Consider the following 18057-nt stretch of genomic DNA (forward strand, 5'->3'; position numbering starts at 1 on the left):
CCAATCGCGTAGGTTGCGTGTAATTGATCTCGCAAGTCGTGCGAATCAGGAACTGTCGTTTGGCGCTGAAAACTAGACTTCCGAGTCGCCGTCATGATAGGCGTCCGTGTAGCCCGTCATGCTCGTCACGTCGTACGATCAGCTCGAAAGAGGAAGCGTCTTTTACGGACGCTATCGTGTCGAGCGTCGTTTGGGCGCTGGCGCGATGGGCGCGGTGTACGAGGTCGTTGACGAGAGGACCCAGAGTCTACGAGCGCTCAAGGTCATGCAACCGAGCCTCGTGCGCGATCCCGTGCAACGCGAGCGGTTCGCGCAGGAAGCTCAAATCACTGGCAAAATCGAGAGCGACCATCTGGTGCGCGTGCTCGATGCAGGAGTCGATCCGGCGAGCGGCATGCCTTTTCTCACGATGGAGCTGTTGCGGGGCGAAACGTTGAGCAAGGAGCTCGAACGTCGGCGCGTCTTGCCGGTCGCTGACGTGAAGCTGTACTTGCAGCAAATTTCGTTCGGGCTGACGAAAACGCACGAAGCGGGAATTGTTCATCGCGATTTGAAGCCCGACAATCTGTTCGTGACGAAGCGCGACGACGGTTCGCCGTGTATCAAGATCCTCGACTTCGGGATTGCGAAAGTCGTTGCACGCAGCCAGCCGGGGGCCGCAACGCGCGTGGGCACTCCGCTTTACATGGCGCCGGAACAGCTTGCTGGCAAGGGAACCGTTGGGCCTCCAACGGACATTCATGCTCTCGGTCATTTGGCTTATGAGATGCTCGTGGGCGAACCTTATTGGGCCGAGGAGGGGCGGAGCACCGAGGGGGTCATGCCATTTTTTGAAAAGCTCCTCAAAGGTCCGGTGGAGCTGCCAGGCGTACGCGCAAAACGGCGCTGCGATGTGACGCTGCCACCGGGATTCGATGCGTGGTTCTCGAAGTGCGTTGCGCACGACTCGGCGGATCGGTATTCGAGCGTGAGCGAATTTTTGGACGCATTCGTGCAACTCACTGAAGCCAAGGCCGCATGGATGGCACGCACGGTCGCTGCAGCGCCACTCATAGAGGCGTTGGAATCACCGCAATCCAACGCGAAAGATTCGAGCGATTTGGATACCATTGTTTATCCACGACCGAATTTGAATCGTGATTTCGATGAGACGCCGCCGATTCCACGCGCAACGAAACGGGGCTTCCGGAATATGAAGATGGCCGCCGTTGGCGCGGCCATCGTGGGATGCATTCTCGTCATTCTAGTCGTCATGGATGTCCGATCCAGAAGCGAAGAGACGGACGTGCTATCGACGGTGCCAAGTGCGAGTGGCTCGCCGGTCGAGCCGGAAGCCGCGCCTTCTGCATCGTCAGCCGAAATCGAGCCTCCGGTCATCGTCGAAACGCCTGTTGTCTCGGCGTCGGCATCCTCGAGCAGTGCGCCAACTCCGCCACCGCTTCACACGTCCATGTGGGGACCACCTGTAAATCGCTCGAAGGCGAAAGAGCCATCCGTGGGCGCAGTGTTCAACCGAGGGGCGGCGTCCGCAGCATTGGGCGCTTTGGGTCCAGCAACCAAAGGGTGTAAGAAGCCGAATGGCCCGACAGGAACAGCCAGAGTCATCGTCACGTTTGCACCTAGCGGCAACGTGACGTCATCTCAGGTACAGGGCGCGCCGTTTGCTGGTACGCCCGTAGGAAACTGCATCGCAGCAGCGTTTCGCAGCGCCAAAGTGCCGCCCTTCGAGGGGTCACCCGTCGCTGTCCCAAGGTCGGTGACCATCAAATAACGTGAAGTTTTGCCGCCGAGCGATAGGTCATACGATCGAAGGGCGATGGCGAATCGTTTCCGATGCGAGGGTTTCCCCGTCGTTCTCACCCCATTTACGCATCCCGTCGCCGCCATCCGCCAAGCATTGGCCACCGTTGGACGATGGCTTCGCCGCGTGGCCGCCATCCCTCCGTCATGTCGGCGCCAAGCATTGGCCACCGTCGGCCGATGACTTCGCCACGTGGCTGTCATCCCTCCGCCAGTCCCCGCCATCTGTCCGCCACCTTTCGACAGCCACTTCGCCACCTTCCCGGCATCCCTCCGCCATGTCGGCGCGAAGCATCCACCACCGTTGGCCAATCACTCGTCACCGCTTGGCACATCCCTCCCGCACGTTCGACGCATCAAACGATGTCGATGAAAAAATCTCGTACGACCGTTGAATGATTCTCGTCCTCGTGCATCAGAGCAAATCGGGTGGCGAGAAGATCGCCCATCGTCATGTAAAACCATAAGTATCCCCCACGAGGAGGAATCATCATGGCACGGATCGATGGCCCCGCATATACCGGTCAAATCAGTTGCAATCTCGATGAAGTAAAAGACATCCTCGTCGACCTGCCTCCGGGCGGCTTGCGGGGAGCACGTACGGATCGAGAAGGCGTCGACGGCGTTCTCGGCGAGCTTGCCGAAGTCATGCCGGCGCATGGTAACGAAGCTGAAATTCACGGTGCATTGTATACGCGCGTCGTGGACGCGACGAACCATATCGACAAACTGCGTATCAAGGAACGATTGCTCGAGAAGTTGCTCGAAGTCGTGCGCGAAACGCGCGGGAAAATGGTGAACAATCGCGAAGACGACATCGGAGCCATTGCCGCCAAGGCCGAAGAAACCGCTCGTCGCCAAAAGAAACCGGAGCTCTTGGCGCTTTTCGAGAAGACCATTCGTTATCGGTCGGAACCCGCTCGAAAAGCATTGAAGACGCGCAAAAAGAACGAACAATCCACCGAATCAATCCCACCTGAATCGAATGGGTAATCGATTGCCCTGAAAAACGCCCTCCCTGACAAGCCGATACGCGCGAGCAATTTAGTTCCAGGCCAAGCTCACCCACTTCGGCAGGCTCGTTTACGATGGGGGGGCCGACGCTCCCCCCATACCCCGCGATTTGAACTTATTCCAAATTGATCGGCGCTTTAACTCGCCCGCGCCACCACGTTCGTCTGAATCCAATCGATGATCGACTTCAGCGGCGTGCCCGGCGTGAACACTCCCTTGACCCCGGACGCCTGAAGCCGCGAAACGTCCTCGTCCGGAATGATCCCCCCACCAAAAACAACCACGTCATCCGCATTGCGCGCCCGAAGCGCCTCGATGACCGCCGGAAAGAGTGTGTTATGTGCCCCACTCATGATCGACAACCCCACCGCGTCGACGTCCTCCTGCACCGCAGCGTTCGCAATCATGTCGGGCGTCTGATGCAAGCCCGTGTAGATGACTTCGTAACCCGCGTCGCGCAGCGCTCGAGCAACGACTTTTGCGCCACGATCGTGTCCATCGAGTCCAGGTTTTGCGACGAGAATGCGGAGAGGTCGACCAGCCATGATGTCTCGATAGCGAACAGCGGACGGAAAATCAAAGTTTGCTCGCGAAAAATCACGTGATCCGCTTGGCGTCAATTCGCCGCAAAGACAAAAGGCACGTTCACGGGCGTCGAGCCGTTCGATGGCGGAAACTTCCACTCGCGTATGCGCGCCGCGATGCAGCTCGAAAGTCCCGGATAGTCGTTCTCCGCACCACTAGCGCTCGCAGATTGCACCGATCCAGATGGCCCAATCGTAAACGATGCATTCACGCGAGCAGAACCGGCAAAGCCCATCGCCTTGCGAATCTCGAGCTCGGGTTGCCAACATCGACGCTTGATCAACGGCCGATTGCGCTCGACGACACCACTGATCTCGCCCGCGCTGAGCTCGCCTTTGGCCAGCGCCGATGCGCCAGAAGGTCCTCCCACGTTTGGCGCGGCAAACCCTGCCAATTCGCCCGTGCTCGCGCCCTTCGCGGATGCCGTGCGCGCTTTTCCTGCCGACGCTTTCGTCGCCTTGGCGTTTGGTGCAGCGGACGCCGCCTCGAGCGGTTCTGATGCGGAAATGCTTGGTGTTGCAACGACTTTCGCCGCGGAAGCAGATGCCGATGCGGCCGACGTGGGCGCGTCCTTGGACGGCGCTTGACGCAGGACGAAGTACCCCGCGACGGATCCAACGACGGCACCGACGAGCACCAGGACGGCCGCAAAGGCGCCCGGGCCTCGATTGCGCCCCAAGACGGCATCTTCGTCGTAGTCCGGGGCCAAGTCGGGCATGCGACTCAGCTCGTCATCCGCAGATGCCGAAACGTCCGCGCCGCGGGGCTTTGGAGCTGGCGGACTGTCGCTCGGCGCGCTCTCGGCTTGCGCGGATGGCGCGACGGGATCGCGTGAAAAGAATGCGTCGTCGAGCGTGTCGTGCGACGTCTCGGAGGGTTTGCCTTCGGAGTTCATCGTGCGCGCAGGCCTGCGTGAAAAACCGAGGTTACTCGATTCGCGCACGACGTCCTAATTCGCGCGGACTACTCCGCAGGCTCGGCCTCACCGCCTGCAAGATCCGATAGCCAGCGACGCGAAAATTCAGCGTAACGGTCCTGCAAAATGGCTTCGCGCGCTTCCCTCACGAGCTGCCCGTAAAGATGCAGGTTGTGCGCGGTGATGAGCCGCAGCACGAGGATCTCGCCGGCCAAGTAGAGGTGTCGCAAGTACGAGCGCGAATAACCTTCCGAACACGTGGGACACGAACAGGTTGGATCGAGCGGCAAAGGATCGGTCTTGTATCGCGCTTGCTTGATGACGACCTTGCCCGTGCGCAAGAGCGCTTGGCCATTGCGCGCGTTACGTGTGGGCAAAACGCAGTCGAACATGTCGATGCCCGCACCGATGGCTCGCACGAGGTCGTAAGGCGTGCCGACGCCCATCAAGTAGCGAGGACGATCAGGATCGAGCGAAGGAGCCACCTCCGTGAGCACTTCGTGCATGCGCATGATGGGTTCACCCACGGAGAAGCCGCCGAGCGCCAATCCATCGAAAGGCATCGCGCCGAGCTCTTCTGCGTGCAGTTTGCGCAGCGCCGGATCGGTGCCCCCTTGGACGATGCCGAAGAGCGCTTGATCAGGTCGTTTGCTTGCCAAGCATCGACGCGCCCAGCGCGTGGTCGTGCGACAAGCCTGCTCGACGTCGGCCTTGGGAGCATCGCCGGGAGGGCACACGTCGAGCTGCATGGCGATGTCCGCGCCGAGCTGCCCTTGAACACGCATGGCGATCTCGGGCGAGAGCTCCTTTTTCGAACCATCGAGGTGTGATCGAAAGACAAACCCGTCTTCGGTGGTCTTGCGACGTTCGGCGAGCGAGAACGCTTGAAAGCCGCCGGAGTCGGTGAGCATCGCGTGAGGCCAGCGCGTGAACTTGTGTAGGCCCCCCATTTCCGCGATGACGTCAGGGCCGGGGCGAAGCCACAAGTGATACGTGTTTCCAAGGACGATGCGCGCGCCGGTCGCCGCGACTTCTTGCGGACGCAACGTCTTCACGCTGCCTTGCGTGCCGACGGGCATGAACGTGGGCGTGGGGACTTCGCCGTGAGGCGTCGTGAGAACACCGGCCCGGGCTTGTCCGCTTCGAGCGAGCGTTTTGAAAGAGAAACCCGGCGTTCGATTTTCGGTCATTCGCTTCTCCGAAGGAGCATCGCATCTCCGTACGAAAAGAACCGGTATCGCTGCTGGACGGCCGCGCGGTACGCAGCAAGGACGCGATCGAGGCCGCTGAACGCTGCGACGAGGGCCAACAGAGTCGACTGGGGGAGGTGAAAGTTTGTGAGCAAACGATCGACGATCCGAAAGCGATATCCTGGCTGAATCAGAAGGCGCGTGTCGCCATGGGTGGCCTTGACGAACCCGGGCCTCTCCGGATCGGCGGCACTTTCGAGCGCTCTCACGCTGGTCGTACCGATCGCGACGACATCGGCACCGCGTGCGCGTGCTCGAGCGATCGCCTGTTCGGTTTCGGCCGGTACGGAGAACGTTTCCGTATGCATGGGGTGGTCATCGAGGTCGTCGGCGGTGACGGGTTGAAACGTACCAAGGCCGACGTGCAGGGTGACGCGAGCGATCTCCATGCGGCGTGATCGCATGCGATCGAGCAGGGTTTCGGTGAGGTGAAGGCCAGCCGTTGGAGCAGCGACGGCGCCAGGCTCGCGAGCGTACACGGTTTGGTAACGCGTGCGATCTTCTGCTTCGTCGCTGCGTTTGACGTAGGGCGGAAGCGGGACGTGTCCCACCAGGTCGATGGCATCGGCAATGGTGAGGTTCGTCAGGGAAAACAGGGCAACGTCGAGGGTGCCATCTGCAGCGCGTTCACCGATGCGAGCGAGCAAAGCTCCGTCTTCGCCGAACGCGACGAGAGCGCCTGGGCGCAAGGGTTTGGAGGACTTGCCGAGCGCTTGCCACGTTTCGGCTTCGTAGGAACGTTCGTCATGCGAAACGGTCGCCTTGCCGAGCTTGCGAACGAGGAAGATCTCGACTTTCCCGCCACTCGAGAGCTTTTGTCCGAGCAGTCTGGCGCGGAGGACGCGCGTATCGTTGACGACGACGAGCGATCCTTCGGGGAGCAGGTCGGGCAAATTGCGAATGGTGTGATGTTCGAGATTGTCCGGACCAACGACGAGCAGGCGAGCTGCGTCGCGGTCGGCGGATGGATGCGAAGCAACGAGCTCGGGGGGTAATTCGTAGTCGAACAGGTCGCGGCGCACGGCCGCCCTGCTAGCACGTTGCTTGGGCGGGTGCCGCGGGTTTGGCGTGCAAGACGTTGCAGAGATCGGCAAGTTTGTAGGGTTTGGGAATGAAGCCAGAGGCGCCGCAATCGGCCCGCTCCATTTGACGTGCCGACAGGTGGTAGGCGCTTGCGAGGTAGACGCGCATGTTGGGGTAACGGCGGACGATCTGACGCGAGACTTCCAGGCCGTTCATGCCGGGGATCATCAGGTCCACGAGCGCTACGTCGATGCGCGTGGTGGCGAGCAGGCGCAGCGCATCGTCGCCCGATGCAGCACCGAAAACCTCGAATCCTTCGACTTTGAGGCCGATCCCCAACACCTTTCGCTGATTTTCCTCATCGTCGACGATCAGTACGCGGACCATACAGGAAGGTTCCTTCGAGGGAGTTGCAGAAGCGTGGGCAGCGCGAGAGAACGAGGTTCTTTCAGGCAACGTGCGTTCCATGAAGGAAAAACCTCATGATTTCGCGCCGCAATGCGGCATGGCTGGAAAACGACTATCGTGATTGTTGCAACAAGGCAACAAACGACGCACGTCCGTCGTGCAAATGTGCAAGGGCCTGCCTCACCCCCCAGCCCCCTCTCCCTAGAAGGGAGAGGGGGAGACAAACCTCACCCCCCAGCCCCCTCTCCCTAGAAGGGAGAGGGGGAGACAAACCTCACCCCCCAGCCCCCTCTCCCTAGAAGGGAGAGGGGGGAAGAACGTCACAAACGTGTGGTTCCCCCTCTCCACCGTGTGGAGAGGGGGCCAGGGGGTGAGGTCATTTCCCCCTCTCCACCGTGTGGAGAGGGGGCCAGGGGGTGAGGCTACGGGTACGTAATATTGAGCCGCGTCATCTTGCGCCAAAGCGTGGTGGCGCTGATGCCGAGCGCGTCGGCTGCTTTTTCGCGGCTGCCCTCGCAGTCGCGGAGAGCGTTTTCGATGGCGAGACGTTCGGCGGCATCGACCACGTCGGAGAGCGCTTTGCCGGCCGCCGGTTGCGCATTGGGGGCCGCGGGCGGCGCGATGCCGATGTCGTCCAGCGTGATGACGCCGCCGCCCGAAAGAGCCACGGCTTGTTCGACGAGGTTCTCAAGCTCGCGGATGTTACCCGGGAAGTCGTACTGCACGAGCGCTTCGATGACGCCATCGCCTACGTGCGCCCGCGTGTTCATCTTGCGGTTGTACTTGTCGAGGAAGAACTGGAACAAAAGCGGGATGTCTTCGCGCCGCTCGCGGAGTGGGGGCAGCATGAAACGCGCGACGTTGAGGCGGTAGTAGAGGTCTTGACGGAAGCGCTTTTCTGCGACGGCGGTGAGCAGATCCTGGTTTGTCGCAGCGATGATCCGTACGTCGATGCGGATGGGTTTGTTTTCCCCAACCCGGCGGATCTCGTTCTCTTGGATGGCGCGCAAGAGTTTGGCTTGAAACGTGAGGGGCGTTTCCGCGATCTCGTCGAAGAAAAACGTTCCACCGTCGGCTTCTTCGAAGAGGCCCTTGCGAGCTGCGACGGCGCCCGTGAACGAACCTCGCGCATGCCCGAACAGCTCGCTCTCGAGCAGCGTTTCGCTGATGGCCGCGCAGTTCACCGGGACGAACGGGCGTTCGGCGCGCTTGGAATTGGCATGGACCGCCTTGGCGACGAGCTCCTTGCCGGTGCCGCTTTCGCCCGTGATGAGCACCGTGGCGTCGGTCGGAGCAACCTTGACGATGCGCGAGAGCACCTCGCGGATGGCCTGTGATCGGCCAATGATGTTCTCGAACTTGTAGCGTTCACGAAACTCGGTCGCGAAGAGCGACACTTGGTTCGTGAGCCTTCGGCTCGCGATGGCTCGCTCGACTTTCACCAGCAACTCCTGCTCGGTGAAAGGCTTCTGGATGTAGTCGAAGGCGCCGAGACGCATGGCTTCGACGGCACTCTCGATGGTGCCGTACGCGGTCATCACGATGACTTCGGTGGTGGCATGCAACTCCTTGACGGCGCGGAGCACGGCGATGCCGTCGCTTGCGCCCATGCGCAGGTCGGTCAGGACCAAGTCGTAAGCACCTTTGGCTCCGCGATCGCCGCCTTCTTTGCCGTCACTCGCTTCGTCGACCTCGTAGCCGGCGCTGCGCAACATCAATGCCAGCGTCGTGCGCATGTTGCGCTGATCATCGACGACCAGAATCTTTGCCATCATCTCCCCCGAGCTTCACCTATCGCCAGCGGCCTGTGGAAGTATCGTCGCGAGCGCCCCGAAGCTAGGGCAACCGAGCGAGAAATGCGTTGGTATTTCGAGCGATGTCGATCGACAACTTGGGGCGCGCAGCAGATCATTCCGCAGCCTGCCAACATCTTGCCTCGTTACGCCGAGCGCGAACAGAGGGAGACGACGCGCTCTCAGGCTGCCGGCGCACCAATGGAGAGCTGACGAGACAAGTAGAGCGCCTCGCCAAGCTGCTTGATGAGCCCGAGCTGCGTTTCGAGGAAGTCGATGTGCATCTCTTCGGCCTTGAGGATGGTCTTCAGGAGCTCCTCGCTCGCCGAATCACCCTTTTCCCGGCACAGAACGATGCCGCTGCTGAGGCGAGCGACCGCGTTGTATTCGAGGTTGAGGTCGGCCTGGAGCTGTTCGGGAACGGTTTGGCCGATGGTGAGTTTGTCGAGGCGCTGTAGGTTGGGCAAACCCTCGAGGAACAGGATACGTTGCACGAGCGTTTCGGCATGGCGCATCTCGTCGATCGATTCGGTTCGGTTCTGCGCAGCAAGTGCCAGATAGCCCCAGTTTTCGCACATCTTGGCGTGCATGAAGTACTGGTTGATCGCTACGAGCTCGGCCGCGAGTACTTCGTTCAGCGCGTTGATGACGTCTTTATTGCCCTTCATCGAACACCTTGCCTCAGAGAAATCGTGCGCTCATGCGCTGACGCATGTCAGCGTCGAACCGGCTAGCACGCTACTCAAAAAGGGGCTCGGTCGGGGAGGGAAGTTCGAAAGAATTTGCGCGAGCGATCGTCGGGCGGGAAAAACCACAAACCGATCGGGTTTGCGGGAATTAGGCAGAACGGAGCGCTCCTGCCGAGTACGTCCTGAACCGACGCGTCGTCGAAGGGCCCGCCGATGCCTCGGTGGATGCCTTGCCGTCGATGAGCGTCGCGATGGTCGGTCGGCAAGTGCCACAACGTGTGCCGGCACCTGTCTTCTCCATCACTTCCATTGGCGTACACAATCCAGACGCCGCTGCGTCCCGGATGTCCTGTTCCGTCACTGCCATGCAAATGCAGACGTACATCAGTCGCCCTACCTGGTTTCGAGTGCCGAACTGCTATTGAGAATAGCTTTCAAATTCGTTTTCGTCAACCGGGTGCAGGATCTGAGCCGTTTGATGCCGTGCAGAGGCTGCGCGCTCGCAGGCTGGATTACATCGCGAGTCCGCCGTCGACGTCGATGGTGCGGCCCGTGAAGTAGTCGCACTCGATGACGAACTTGACCGCGAGCCAAATGTCCTCGGGAACCCCGATGCGGCCGACCGGAATGCGCGTCACGAGCGCATCACGTGCCTTCTGGTTCATGCCTTGCGTCATGGGCGTCTCCACCATGCCCGGTGCGACGCATCCGACGCGAATGCCAAACGGCGCAAGCTCCATCGACCAAGTCTGCGTGTTCGCCGCAAGTGCCGCTTTGCCGCCGTGTAGTTCGATTGCCCGCGATTGCCGTGTCTCGCGATCGAGCTGATGTTCACGATGACGCCTTTTTGCCCGGTTTCCGCCATCTTCGCAGCAACGTCTCGCGCGATGAACGTGGCGCCCGTCAGGTTCACGTCGATGACGGCTTGCCACTGCTGCGCGGTCATCTTGGTGATCGCCCCAGTCGTGCGATCGCGTTTGACGAGCAGTCCATCGCGAAGAATGCCCGCGTTGTTGACGAGACCGTTCAGGCCGCCCATCGCGCCGTGTGCAAAGTCGACGAACGCTGCGACGTCCGCTTCGTTTGCCACATCGAGGCGCCGGACATGGAGTTTGCCCCGGAGCCCCTTGGCCTCCTCGGCAAGCGAGGCGAGCGCTTCTTCGTTCACATCGCCCGCGACGACCTGACCACCCGCTTCGGCAAGGCGAAACGCGTAGTGACGACCAAGGCCGGAGGCCCCGCCGGTGACGATGAACTTGGTATCTTCGAGTCGCATGGTGTTCCTCCGAAGCGGCTCCGCTATGGCCGCCGTAGTGGCTCGGCTTCTACACGGCAAAAGCGACTGCGGGAAGACGCGCGCACACATGACTTGCGCTCGCCACGAGCGGTGATATCCCGCTTCCCATGCGTTGCTTTGCGCTGATGGCTCTTTGTATCGGCCTGGCCGGTGCCGCGACAGGATGCAACCGCGACGCACCGGTTCCCGCTTCGTCCGACCCCAACGGCAAAGATCTCGTCGATGGAGCGGTCGTGGCAGCGGTGGAATCGAGCGGCGGCGTGCGCCTATACAAAATCGTCCACGCAGACGATTACCCGGATCCTGCCGGCCCCGAGTACCACATGATCGCCTACGACCCGAAGGTCGCCACGTTCCAAGACGCCGCGAATCTGTGGAAATTCCGCCGCAAGGACGTGAAGGTCGCGCTCGACCACATCCTCGTGCGCATGGTGCACTTCATCAAACGCGACCACCGCGTCCTCGTCGTCGAACCCGTCTCCGACGAAGAAAAAGCCCCCTACCTCAAGGCTCGACGCTAACCACTTCGCGAAACATCGTCCCGAGCTTCTCGATCGCGTGCGCATGCAGGCGACTCGCCCAGCTCTTGCTGATGCCGAGATCCTGCGCGATCGCGTCGAACTCTTCACCCTCGAAATAATGCCGTTCGAGGATTTGCCTTTCGCGATCCGGAAGCTTGGTGATCGCCGAACGAACGGCGTGGAGTTGCTGCGCCCGCGCGGTGTGTTCCTCGGGCGTGTCGTCCTCGTCGCTCGAACCCGCACCACCGACGGATAGGCCAATCATCAACGCAGCCGCGTGCTTGCGCAGGATCCCGTCGAGCGCTTCGAGATGCTCTTCCTCGGTCGAACCTGGTTCGTCCGGGCTAGCCTCGTCCTCGAGCGACAAACGCTCGGATGCGATGAGCGCCGTGACGCGGGAGAGCAACCGTTTCAAACGGAGCTCCCGACGAACGCCGTCGAGGATCGCCCAGCGCATCTTGCGCGCCAAATACGTCGATGGTGAAGAACGCGCCGGATCGAAGCTCTGCACCGCTTCGACCAAACCGTCGTGCGCATGCGCACGCACTTCGTCGATCGGAATCGCGTGCCCCAAACGTCGCGTCATCCACTTCGAAACCTGATCGAGAAGCGGCAAGCTCTGGTGGTAAATCTGCAGCGCCTCGGGATTCACTCGCCCACCGCTCGGCCACGACCATTCACTGGCGCTCCATCGATGCGACCCACGAACGCCTCACCACTCGCATCGACGTCGCGCGGCCGCGCACGCCGGAGCGCTCGAGCTGCGCGTTCGTCTCGAACGAGCAGTTCAGCAAGCTCGTCCCGCATGAAATCCAGATCTTCTGGAGAAAGCAGTTTTTGGTAAGGCGCTACGGCCGCGTCGATCCGCGCTTTGACCCACGGATCATCGAGGAGAGGATGCATGGCCTGGAAAAACTATCACAGGCTTTCCGGAAAAACCATGTGCACCCGACGAACCCTCCGTTTTACTTGGGAGGCTCGCCGTTGATGCATTCGTCGAAGCCCTTCACGGTCTTCGATTCCATCGCGCATTTCAGGCGATTTCGATCGACGACCCCGCCCACCAAGCTCGATCGACATCCGTTCTCCCAGCTCTCGCCGAGCTTCTTGATGGCGTCCGTGATCGCCTTCTCGGCCTGCTGCTTCTGAGCACTCGTCAGCCTGGGATCGAGCGCCGCCATCTGATCGGCCTTCTGGACCGTCTCGTATTGCTTCGCCAGCTCGATGCAGTCCCGATCGGTGAGCGAGTAGTCGTCCGGAACCGAGTTCCCGTCGTTCATCGACTTCGCCCCATGAGGCATCTCTTTCGTGTCGTTCGCAGGCTCGTCCGCCTTGGCCGTGTCGTTCGGCGTCGAGTCGGACGGAGTCGCATCGTTCGAGCTCGAAGAGACATCGTCCGGCGAGTTCACGCCCTCGGGATTGGACGATGTACCGCAGCCGGCGAGCACGACGAAGGCGGTCGCAATGGACGCAAAGAAGAATGGGCGAACGTTCATGTCAGTACGAAGCGTTGATCGGTTTTTCTCGCATGTCCATCTTCGTGAATCGGTCGGTCACACGACGGATCTTGGCTGGACGAGAGCGCACGCCGAGCGTTGGCAGAAACCATGCAAGCTCTTTCCGAGGGGGCGGAAAAGGTCATGCGATCGCTCTGGATCTACATCCTGCTCATTGTGGGGACGGCGCTCTTGATCGGCTCGCTCGACGGCGGTGACGAGCGAATTCCCTACGCGCGGTTTCGCGAAATGGCCGAGCAAGGCGTGCTCACCGAGGTTGAAATCAAGGGGGATGCCTACATTGGTCACACGGCACCGACCCCATCGATGGCCACGTCGCAAACGTTTCGCACGGGGCGCATCGAGGGTGCTGAAGCGGAATTGCTCGCAACGCTCGACGAGAAGGACGTTCCCTACACAAGGGTCGCCGACGGGGGTTTGTCGCTGCCCGTCTTGGCCTTGTGGGCGCTTCCCATCGGGGCGCTGCTCATCTTCATGCTGTCTTTCTCGCGAAAAGCCCCCACACCGAACGTCACTCATCCCGCGCTGAACTTCGGCAAACACAAGGCGCGCCTCTACGTGGACAAAGGGGTTGCCGTGACGTTTCGCGACGTTGCAGGCAGCTACGAGGCGAAAGAGGAGCTGACCGAGCTGGTCGAGTTTCTCAAGGCGCCCGAGCGTTTTCGGCGTCTTGGCGGACGCGTGCCGAAGGGTGTGCTGCTCGTGGGACCGCCAGGGACCGGAAAAACCCTGCTCGCCAGGGCCGTTGCAGGGGAAGCGAACGTGCCCTTCTTCAGCATCTGCGGGTCGGAGTTCGTCGAGATGTTCGTGGGCGTCGGTGCCGCTCGCGTGCGTGACCTGTTTGCTCAAGCAAGGGAAAAACCTGCTGCGATCGTGTTCATCGACGAGCTCGATGCGGTAGGAAAAACCCGCGGAGCCGCCGGGCCGATAGGTGGAAACGACGAGCGAGAACAGACGTTGAACCAGCTCCTCACGGAAATGGACGGCTTCGACAGCACGTCGGGTTTGATCATCGTTGCCGCGACAAACCGTCCAGAGATCCTCGATCCGGCCCTCACGCGCGCAGGCCGATTCGATAGGCGCGTCTACGTCGATCGTCCGGATCTAGGCGAACGTCGCGAAATCCTCGAAGTGCATGCGAAAAAAGTGGTGCTGGGGCCCGACGTGAACCTCGATGACACCGCCGCGCAAACGACGGGCCTGGTTGGCGCGGATCTCGCCAACGTGATCAACGAAGCGGCGCTCCTTGCAGCGCGAAGGCATGCGAACGCCATCGGTCGCGTGGACCTCGACGAAGCCATCGAACGGGTGCTCGCAGGGCTCGAACGTCGCGGCCGAAGGCTCGGCACTCGCGAACGCGTGGTCGTTGCGTACCACGAGGCCGGGCACGCCATTGCTGCCGAAGTGCTCTCCACGCAGGACCCCGTGCGCAAGGTTTCGATCGTTCCTCGCGGTGTTGGAGCGCTCGGGTACACCCTTCAGCAGCCGCGCGAAGATCGATACATCATGAGCCGACAGGAAATTCAGGATCGGCTCGTGGTGCTCCTTGGCGGGCGTGTTGCCGAACAACGCACGTTCGGCGACGTCTCGACCGGCGCGCAAGACGACCTGGTGAACGCGACCGACATTGCGCGTCGGATGGTGCGCGAATTTGGCATGGGCGGCGATTGCATGGGACTGCTGTCGTTCAATCCGCAGCGTGCAACGTGGACTGATCGGGCGCATGACTACAGCGAAGAGACCGCTCGCGTGCTCGACGCCGAGGTGAGCCGGCTGCTGCTCGACGCCGAGCTTCGTTGCAAGGCGCTTTTGCAGGAGCACGCCGAAGCGCTCGAGCGGATCGCGCGGCGTTTGCTCGAAGTGGAGACGCTGTCGGGCGAACAAGTGCGGTCGCTGCTCCACGATACGCCGTCTACTGTGCCGGCCGAACCCGCGAAAACAACGGCATAAAAGGCATCAGGCGAGATGCTGGAGGCATCTCGCCCCGGTCGGATCTGCCCGAATCGTGGCCAGAACGCGGAAGTGCACGTAGGCTCTGCCCCGATGGTCCCTTTCGAGATACGCGCCGCCGTCCTTGGTGACGAAGAGCAACTGCTCAGCGTCGCGCGCCACTTGAACTCCGTCAACCTGCCGAACGACCGTGACGAAATCCACGAAATCGTGAGTCTTTCGCACAAGAGCTTCACGGCCGAGATCAAGGATCCGCGGCTGCGCCAGTACGTCTTCGTGCTCATCGATCGGGCCAAGGACGAGATCATCGGCACGTCGATGATCGTCTCGCAGCTCGGCCGGCGAGGAGCGCCCTACATCTACTTCGACGTGATCGATGAAGAGCGTTACGCGGCCACGATCGACCGGCACTTTTATCACACGCTCCTGCGCATCGGATATTCGTACGACGGGCCGACGGAGATCGGAGGCCTGGTGATCATGCCCGAATATCGCCGTGCATCCGACAGGCTCGGCACGTTCATCTCGTACGTACGCTTCTTGTACATGGCCGCGCACCGCCCATGGTTTCAATCCGAAGTGCTTGCCGAGCTTCTCCCGCCGCTCGAACCGGACGGAACGAGCCACCTCTGGGAAGCGCTCGGAAGGCGTTTTACGGGGCTCTCGTACGCCGAGGCGGATCGGTTGTCGAAGAAGAACAAGGAGTTCATCAAGGGGCTTTTTCCCGAGGGCGTGATTTACGCGACGCTCATGTCGGAAGAAGCGCAAAAGGTCATTGGCAAGACGGGTACGCAAACGCGCGGCGTCGAGAAGCTCTTGCGCCGGATTGGGTTTCGTTACGCCGACCGAGTCGATCCATTCGACGGAGGGCCACACTTCACCGCGCGCATGGACGAAATTTCGCTCATTGCCAATACGCGGCGAACGCGGGCGGACCGGCCGTTTTCTCCGCTGCCGACGGATTCGAAGGCGATCATTGCGATCGAAATGAACGAGCCCCGTTCTTCAAGGCCATCCTCGCTCCCGTGCGTGACGACGGTGCACGCGGCGTCGCCGTCGACGACGAAACCTGGGAAGCCTTGTCACTCCATCATTCGTCCCCTGTAATCGTGCTGCCAATCGAGTAGCCAGTGCCGTAAATTCCTTGCCGACGCCCTTGTGTTCTGTAAGTTCTTTGGCTACAGAACATTTGGTACGCTCGTAGAGCGCCAAGCTTTTTGGAGGCAGCATGACAGTTCGGCTCGAAACCCTACCGGTCGGTTCTGGATCGAGGCTTCGTACGGACTCTGCTTTGCCAGAAGATCGTTCGGGGCCGTTTTCTGCGCGAGAAGTCGCGATGCTCACGGCCGTTGCCGAGGCGGCGATGCCTCCGGGCAAGCTGCTCGATGGGGCAGGGAGGCCGGCTGCCGAGGCGGTCAATCGTTGGCTTGGGGGGTTATCGGCCGAGCCTGTGGGGGTGATTCGGGCGGCGCTGTGGGCGTTCGAATTGGGGACGCTTCCCACGCATTTCTGTGGTTTTTCCGCGCTGTCGCTCGACAAGCGAATGGCGGTGATGCGTCAGTGGGAGGGGTCGTCGCAGCCTGCGAAGCGGAATCTTTTGCGCGCGATCGTGACGCCGCTCAAGCAGCAGCATTTCGAGCGGCCGGAGATGTTTCGGCACGTGGGGTGTCAATATGGTTTGCCCGTGGTGCGGGACGAGCAGCCGCGGTGGATGGCGCAGGTCACGAACGGGCGTGAAATCACCGAAAATCAAGATTTCGAGTGTGAGGTCGTCGTCGTCGGAACGGGCGCGGGAGGGGCTGCGGCGGCGTACGAATTGGCATCGCGCGGACGAGCCGTATTGATGCTGGAGGAGGGGGACTATCACCGGCGTTCGAGCTTCGATGGGAAGACGTCGACTGCATACAAGAAGCTGTACCGGGAGCAGGGAACGACGATTGCGCTCGGCAATGTCAACATTCCTGTTTTTGCGGGACGAGCCGTTGGTGGTACGACGGTCATCAATTCGGGCACGTGTTATCGAGCGCCGGAGCGGACGTTCGCTTATTGGCGTTACCGACATGGTTTGCCGCAGGTGTTTTCGTCCGAGGGGCTATCGCCCTATTACGAGCGTGTCGAAGCGATGCTCGGGGTAGCCCCGGCCAATTCGCTGCATCTTGGATCGATTGCGGGCATCATTGCGCGTGGTGCGGAGCATTTGGGACTTGGGCACCAGGCTTTGTCGCGAAATGCGCCGGCATGCGATGGGCAAGGGATTTGTTGTTTTGGTTGTCCCACGGGGGCAAAACGTTCGACGGACGTGAGTTACGTGCCGGCGGCGCTGAACAAGGGCGCGCAGCTCATCACGGCGGCTCGCGTGGATTTCGTCGATATCGTTGCAGGTCGGGCGCGGGGCGTGACGGCAGCGGTGGGCGATCCGAGCTTGGGCGACAAGCGCCCGCGTATTCGAGTGAAAGCGGATGCGGTCATCGTCGCGGGAGGGACGATGATGACGCCGCTATTGCTCGAGCAAAGCCGCGCTTGTTTGTCATCGGGTATGCTCGGGAAAAATCTATCCATTCATCCGGCGACGAAGGTCATGGCGCTCTTCGACGAACCCGTCGAGCAATGGAAGGGCATTCCGCAATCGTACACGATTGATCATTTTGCCGAGGAAGGGCTATTGTTCGAGGGAGGATCGCTACCATTCGACGTTTCGGCGCTGGGCGTTCCATGGACGGGGCACCGCTTCATGGAGATGATGGAGAAGTATCCATATATGGCGACGTTTGGATTCATGATTCAAGAAAAGAGTCGTGGGTCGGTGCGACGAGGTCCGAACGGACGCCCCCTATTGCTTTATCGATTGAATGAAGAAGACACGCGGCGCATGCAGCGTGGGGTGGAGATTCTTTGCGAAGTGTATCAAGCGGCGGGGGCGCGTCGCGTATTCCCATTCGTCGCGGGGCACGACGAAGTGTCGACGAAAGAGGACTTGGCACGTCTGCGAGCGAGTCGCATCCATGCAGGGGATATGGAAATGGCGGCATTTCACCCGCTGGGGACGTGTCGCATTGGCACCGATCCAAGCCGCTCGTGCCTGGGCCCGGATCACGAAGCGCACGATGTCGAATCGCTTTACGTATGCGATGGGAGCGCGATTCCGTCGTCGCTGGGCGTGAACCCGCAAATGACGATCATGGCGATGGCGCTACGGGCGGCAGAAATTGTGGATGCGCGGCTCGGGTCTTGAGTCAATCATAGCCGCGTTTGCAGGCACGTTTTGCGCCTTGACTTGTAATTCCTGAACGCTAC

The 18057-nt window shown here is 61.1% G+C and carries 17 protein-coding genes and 2 pseudogenes; 6 read left to right on the forward strand and 13 right to left on the reverse strand.

Annotation, left to right across the window (positions count from 1 at the left end):
- Positions 1-118 precede the first annotated feature (118 nt).
- Positions 119-1771: a serine/threonine protein kinase gene (locus IPM54_03660; GenBank protein ID MBK9258911.1), complete on the forward strand. Its 1653-nt coding sequence runs from the start codon at positions 119-121 to the stop codon at positions 1769-1771.
- A 385-nt stretch (positions 1772-2156) separates the two neighbouring features.
- Here IPM54_03660 and IPM54_03665 read toward each other — a convergent pair whose 3' ends face one another.
- Positions 2157-2294, reverse strand: a complete 138-nt coding sequence (locus tag IPM54_03665) for a hypothetical protein (GenBank protein ID MBK9258912.1) — start codon at positions 2292-2294, stop codon at positions 2157-2159.
- Here IPM54_03665 and IPM54_03670 point away from each other — a divergent pair.
- The gene (locus IPM54_03670) at positions 2293-2793 is read left to right on the forward strand and encodes a hypothetical protein (GenBank protein MBK9258913.1); all 501 of its coding nucleotides are present in this window, start codon (positions 2293-2295) and stop codon (positions 2791-2793) included. The genes IPM54_03665 and IPM54_03670 overlap by 2 nt on opposite strands.
- Positions 2794-2951: 158 nt before the next feature.
- Here the strand turns inward: IPM54_03670 and IPM54_03675 are convergent, their stop codons facing one another.
- The 9 genes and pseudogenes from IPM54_03675 to IPM54_03715 form a co-directional block, all read right to left on the reverse strand.
- On the reverse strand, positions 2952-3359 hold the full coding sequence (locus tag IPM54_03675; protein ID MBK9258914.1) for a cobalamin B12-binding domain-containing protein: 408 nt from the start codon (positions 3357-3359) through the stop codon (positions 2952-2954).
- A gap of 71 nt (positions 3360-3430) precedes the next feature.
- Positions 3431-4342, reverse strand: coding sequence for an AgmX/PglI C-terminal domain-containing protein (locus IPM54_03680; GenBank protein ID MBK9258915.1), 912 nt, complete (start codon positions 4340-4342; stop codon positions 3431-3433).
- 20 nt (positions 4343-4362) lie between these two features.
- The gene (gene tgt / locus IPM54_03685) at positions 4363-5505 is read right to left on the reverse strand and encodes a tRNA guanosine(34) transglycosylase Tgt (protein ID MBK9258916.1); all 1143 of its coding nucleotides are present in this window, start codon (positions 5503-5505) and stop codon (positions 4363-4365) included.
- On the reverse strand, positions 5502-6587 hold the full coding sequence (gene queA, locus IPM54_03690) for a tRNA preQ1(34) S-adenosylmethionine ribosyltransferase-isomerase QueA (protein ID MBK9258917.1): 1086 nt from the start codon (positions 6585-6587) through the stop codon (positions 5502-5504). Before queA ends, tgt begins: the two co-directional genes overlap by 4 nt.
- Positions 6588-6597: 10 nt before the next feature.
- Entirely contained in the window at positions 6598-6975 is a 378-nt protein-coding gene (locus tag IPM54_03695; protein MBK9258918.1) for a response regulator, read from the reverse strand.
- 443 nt (positions 6976-7418) lie between these two features.
- Positions 7419-8768, reverse strand: a complete 1350-nt coding sequence (locus tag IPM54_03700; GenBank protein ID MBK9258919.1) for a sigma-54-dependent Fis family transcriptional regulator — start codon at positions 8766-8768, stop codon at positions 7419-7421.
- A gap of 203 nt (positions 8769-8971) precedes the next feature.
- Entirely contained in the window at positions 8972-9457 is a 486-nt protein-coding gene (gene bfr / locus IPM54_03705) for a bacterioferritin (GenBank protein ID MBK9258920.1), read from the reverse strand.
- A 169-nt stretch (positions 9458-9626) separates the two neighbouring features.
- Complete coding sequence (locus tag IPM54_03710; protein MBK9258921.1) at positions 9627-9863, reverse strand: (2Fe-2S)-binding protein; 237 nt, start codon at positions 9861-9863, stop codon at positions 9627-9629.
- Positions 9864-9990: 127 nt separating this feature from the next.
- A pseudogene (locus tag IPM54_03715) lies at positions 9991-10754 on the reverse strand (SDR family oxidoreductase).
- Positions 10755-10882: 128 nt separating this feature from the next.
- On the opposite strand from IPM54_03715, the gene IPM54_03720 reads away from it, so the two are divergent.
- Positions 10883-11296, forward strand: coding sequence for a hypothetical protein (locus IPM54_03720; GenBank protein MBK9258922.1), 414 nt, complete (start codon positions 10883-10885; stop codon positions 11294-11296).
- On the opposite strand, the gene IPM54_03725 is transcribed toward IPM54_03720, so the two are convergent.
- From IPM54_03725 to IPM54_03735, 3 genes are all read right to left on the reverse strand, one after another.
- A complete protein-coding gene (locus tag IPM54_03725) occupies positions 11280-11948 on the reverse strand; it encodes a sigma-70 family RNA polymerase sigma factor (protein ID MBK9258923.1) in 669 nt (222 codons plus the stop codon). The genes IPM54_03720 and IPM54_03725 overlap by 17 nt on opposite strands.
- Positions 11945-12199, reverse strand: coding sequence for a hypothetical protein (locus IPM54_03730; GenBank protein ID MBK9258924.1), 255 nt, complete (start codon positions 12197-12199; stop codon positions 11945-11947). The genes IPM54_03725 and IPM54_03730 overlap by 4 nt, the downstream gene beginning before the upstream one ends.
- A gap of 62 nt (positions 12200-12261) precedes the next feature.
- Positions 12262-12792, reverse strand: coding sequence for a hypothetical protein (locus IPM54_03735; GenBank protein MBK9258925.1), 531 nt, complete (start codon positions 12790-12792; stop codon positions 12262-12264).
- Positions 12793-12936: 144 nt separating this feature from the next.
- Here IPM54_03735 and ftsH point away from each other — a divergent pair, with 144 nt between their 5' ends.
- The 3 genes and pseudogenes from ftsH (at position 12937) to IPM54_03750 (ending at position 17995) form a co-directional block, all read left to right on the forward strand.
- Positions 12937-14763 carry an ATP-dependent zinc metalloprotease FtsH gene (gene ftsH, locus IPM54_03740; protein ID MBK9258926.1) on the forward strand — a complete coding sequence of 609 codons (1827 nt, stop codon included), beginning with the start codon at positions 12937-12939 and terminating at the stop codon, positions 14761-14763.
- 93 nt (positions 14764-14856) lie between these two features.
- A pseudogene (locus tag IPM54_03745) lies at positions 14857-15890 on the forward strand (arginine N-succinyltransferase).
- A 101-nt stretch (positions 15891-15991) separates the two neighbouring features.
- Positions 15992-17995 (forward strand): GMC family oxidoreductase, encoded by a 2004-nt coding sequence (locus tag IPM54_03750; GenBank protein ID MBK9258927.1) that lies wholly within the window; start codon positions 15992-15994, stop codon positions 17993-17995.
- Positions 17996-18057 lie beyond the last annotated feature (62 nt).

It is taken from the genome of Polyangiaceae bacterium (genome assembly GCA_016715885.1).
Classification (GTDB): domain Bacteria; phylum Myxococcota_A; class Polyangia; order Polyangiales; family Polyangiaceae; genus Polyangium.

Excerpts from the sequence above, each read along its gene's own strand:
- IPM54_03660 (MBK9258911.1), top strand. The coding sequence starts at position 119 with ATGCTCGTCACGTCGTACGATCAGCTCGAAAGAGGAAGCGTCTTTTAC.
- IPM54_03670 (MBK9258913.1), top strand. The coding sequence starts at position 2,293 with ATGGCACGGATCGATGGCCCCGCATATACCGGTCAAATCAGTTGCAAT.
- IPM54_03665 (MBK9258912.1), bottom strand. The coding sequence starts at position 2,294 with ATGATGATTCCTCCTCGTGGGGGATACTTATGGTTTTACATGACGATG.
- IPM54_03675 (MBK9258914.1), bottom strand. The coding sequence starts at position 3,359 with ATGGCTGGTCGACCTCTCCGCATTCTCGTCGCAAAACCTGGACTCGAT.
- tgt (MBK9258916.1), bottom strand. The coding sequence starts at position 5,505 with ATGACCGAAAATCGAACGCCGGGTTTCTCTTTCAAAACGCTCGCTCGA.
- IPM54_03695 (MBK9258918.1), bottom strand. The coding sequence starts at position 6,975 with ATGGTCCGCGTACTGATCGTCGACGATGAGGAAAATCAGCGAAAGGTG.
- IPM54_03700 (MBK9258919.1), bottom strand. The coding sequence starts at position 8,768 with ATGGCAAAGATTCTGGTCGTCGATGATCAGCGCAACATGCGCACGACG.
- bfr (MBK9258920.1), bottom strand. The coding sequence starts at position 9,457 with ATGAAGGGCAATAAAGACGTCATCAACGCGCTGAACGAAGTACTCGCG.
- IPM54_03710 (MBK9258921.1), bottom strand. The coding sequence starts at position 9,863 with ATGTACGTCTGCATTTGCATGGCAGTGACGGAACAGGACATCCGGGAC.
- IPM54_03720 (MBK9258922.1), top strand. The coding sequence starts at position 10,883 with ATGCGTTGCTTTGCGCTGATGGCTCTTTGTATCGGCCTGGCCGGTGCC.
- IPM54_03730 (MBK9258924.1), bottom strand. The coding sequence starts at position 12,199 with ATGCATCCTCTCCTCGATGATCCGTGGGTCAAAGCGCGGATCGACGCG.
- IPM54_03735 (MBK9258925.1), bottom strand. The coding sequence starts at position 12,792 with ATGAACGTTCGCCCATTCTTCTTTGCGTCCATTGCGACCGCCTTCGTC.
- ftsH (MBK9258926.1), top strand. The coding sequence starts at position 12,937 with ATGCGATCGCTCTGGATCTACATCCTGCTCATTGTGGGGACGGCGCTC.
- IPM54_03750 (MBK9258927.1), top strand. The coding sequence starts at position 15,992 with ATGACAGTTCGGCTCGAAACCCTACCGGTCGGTTCTGGATCGAGGCTT.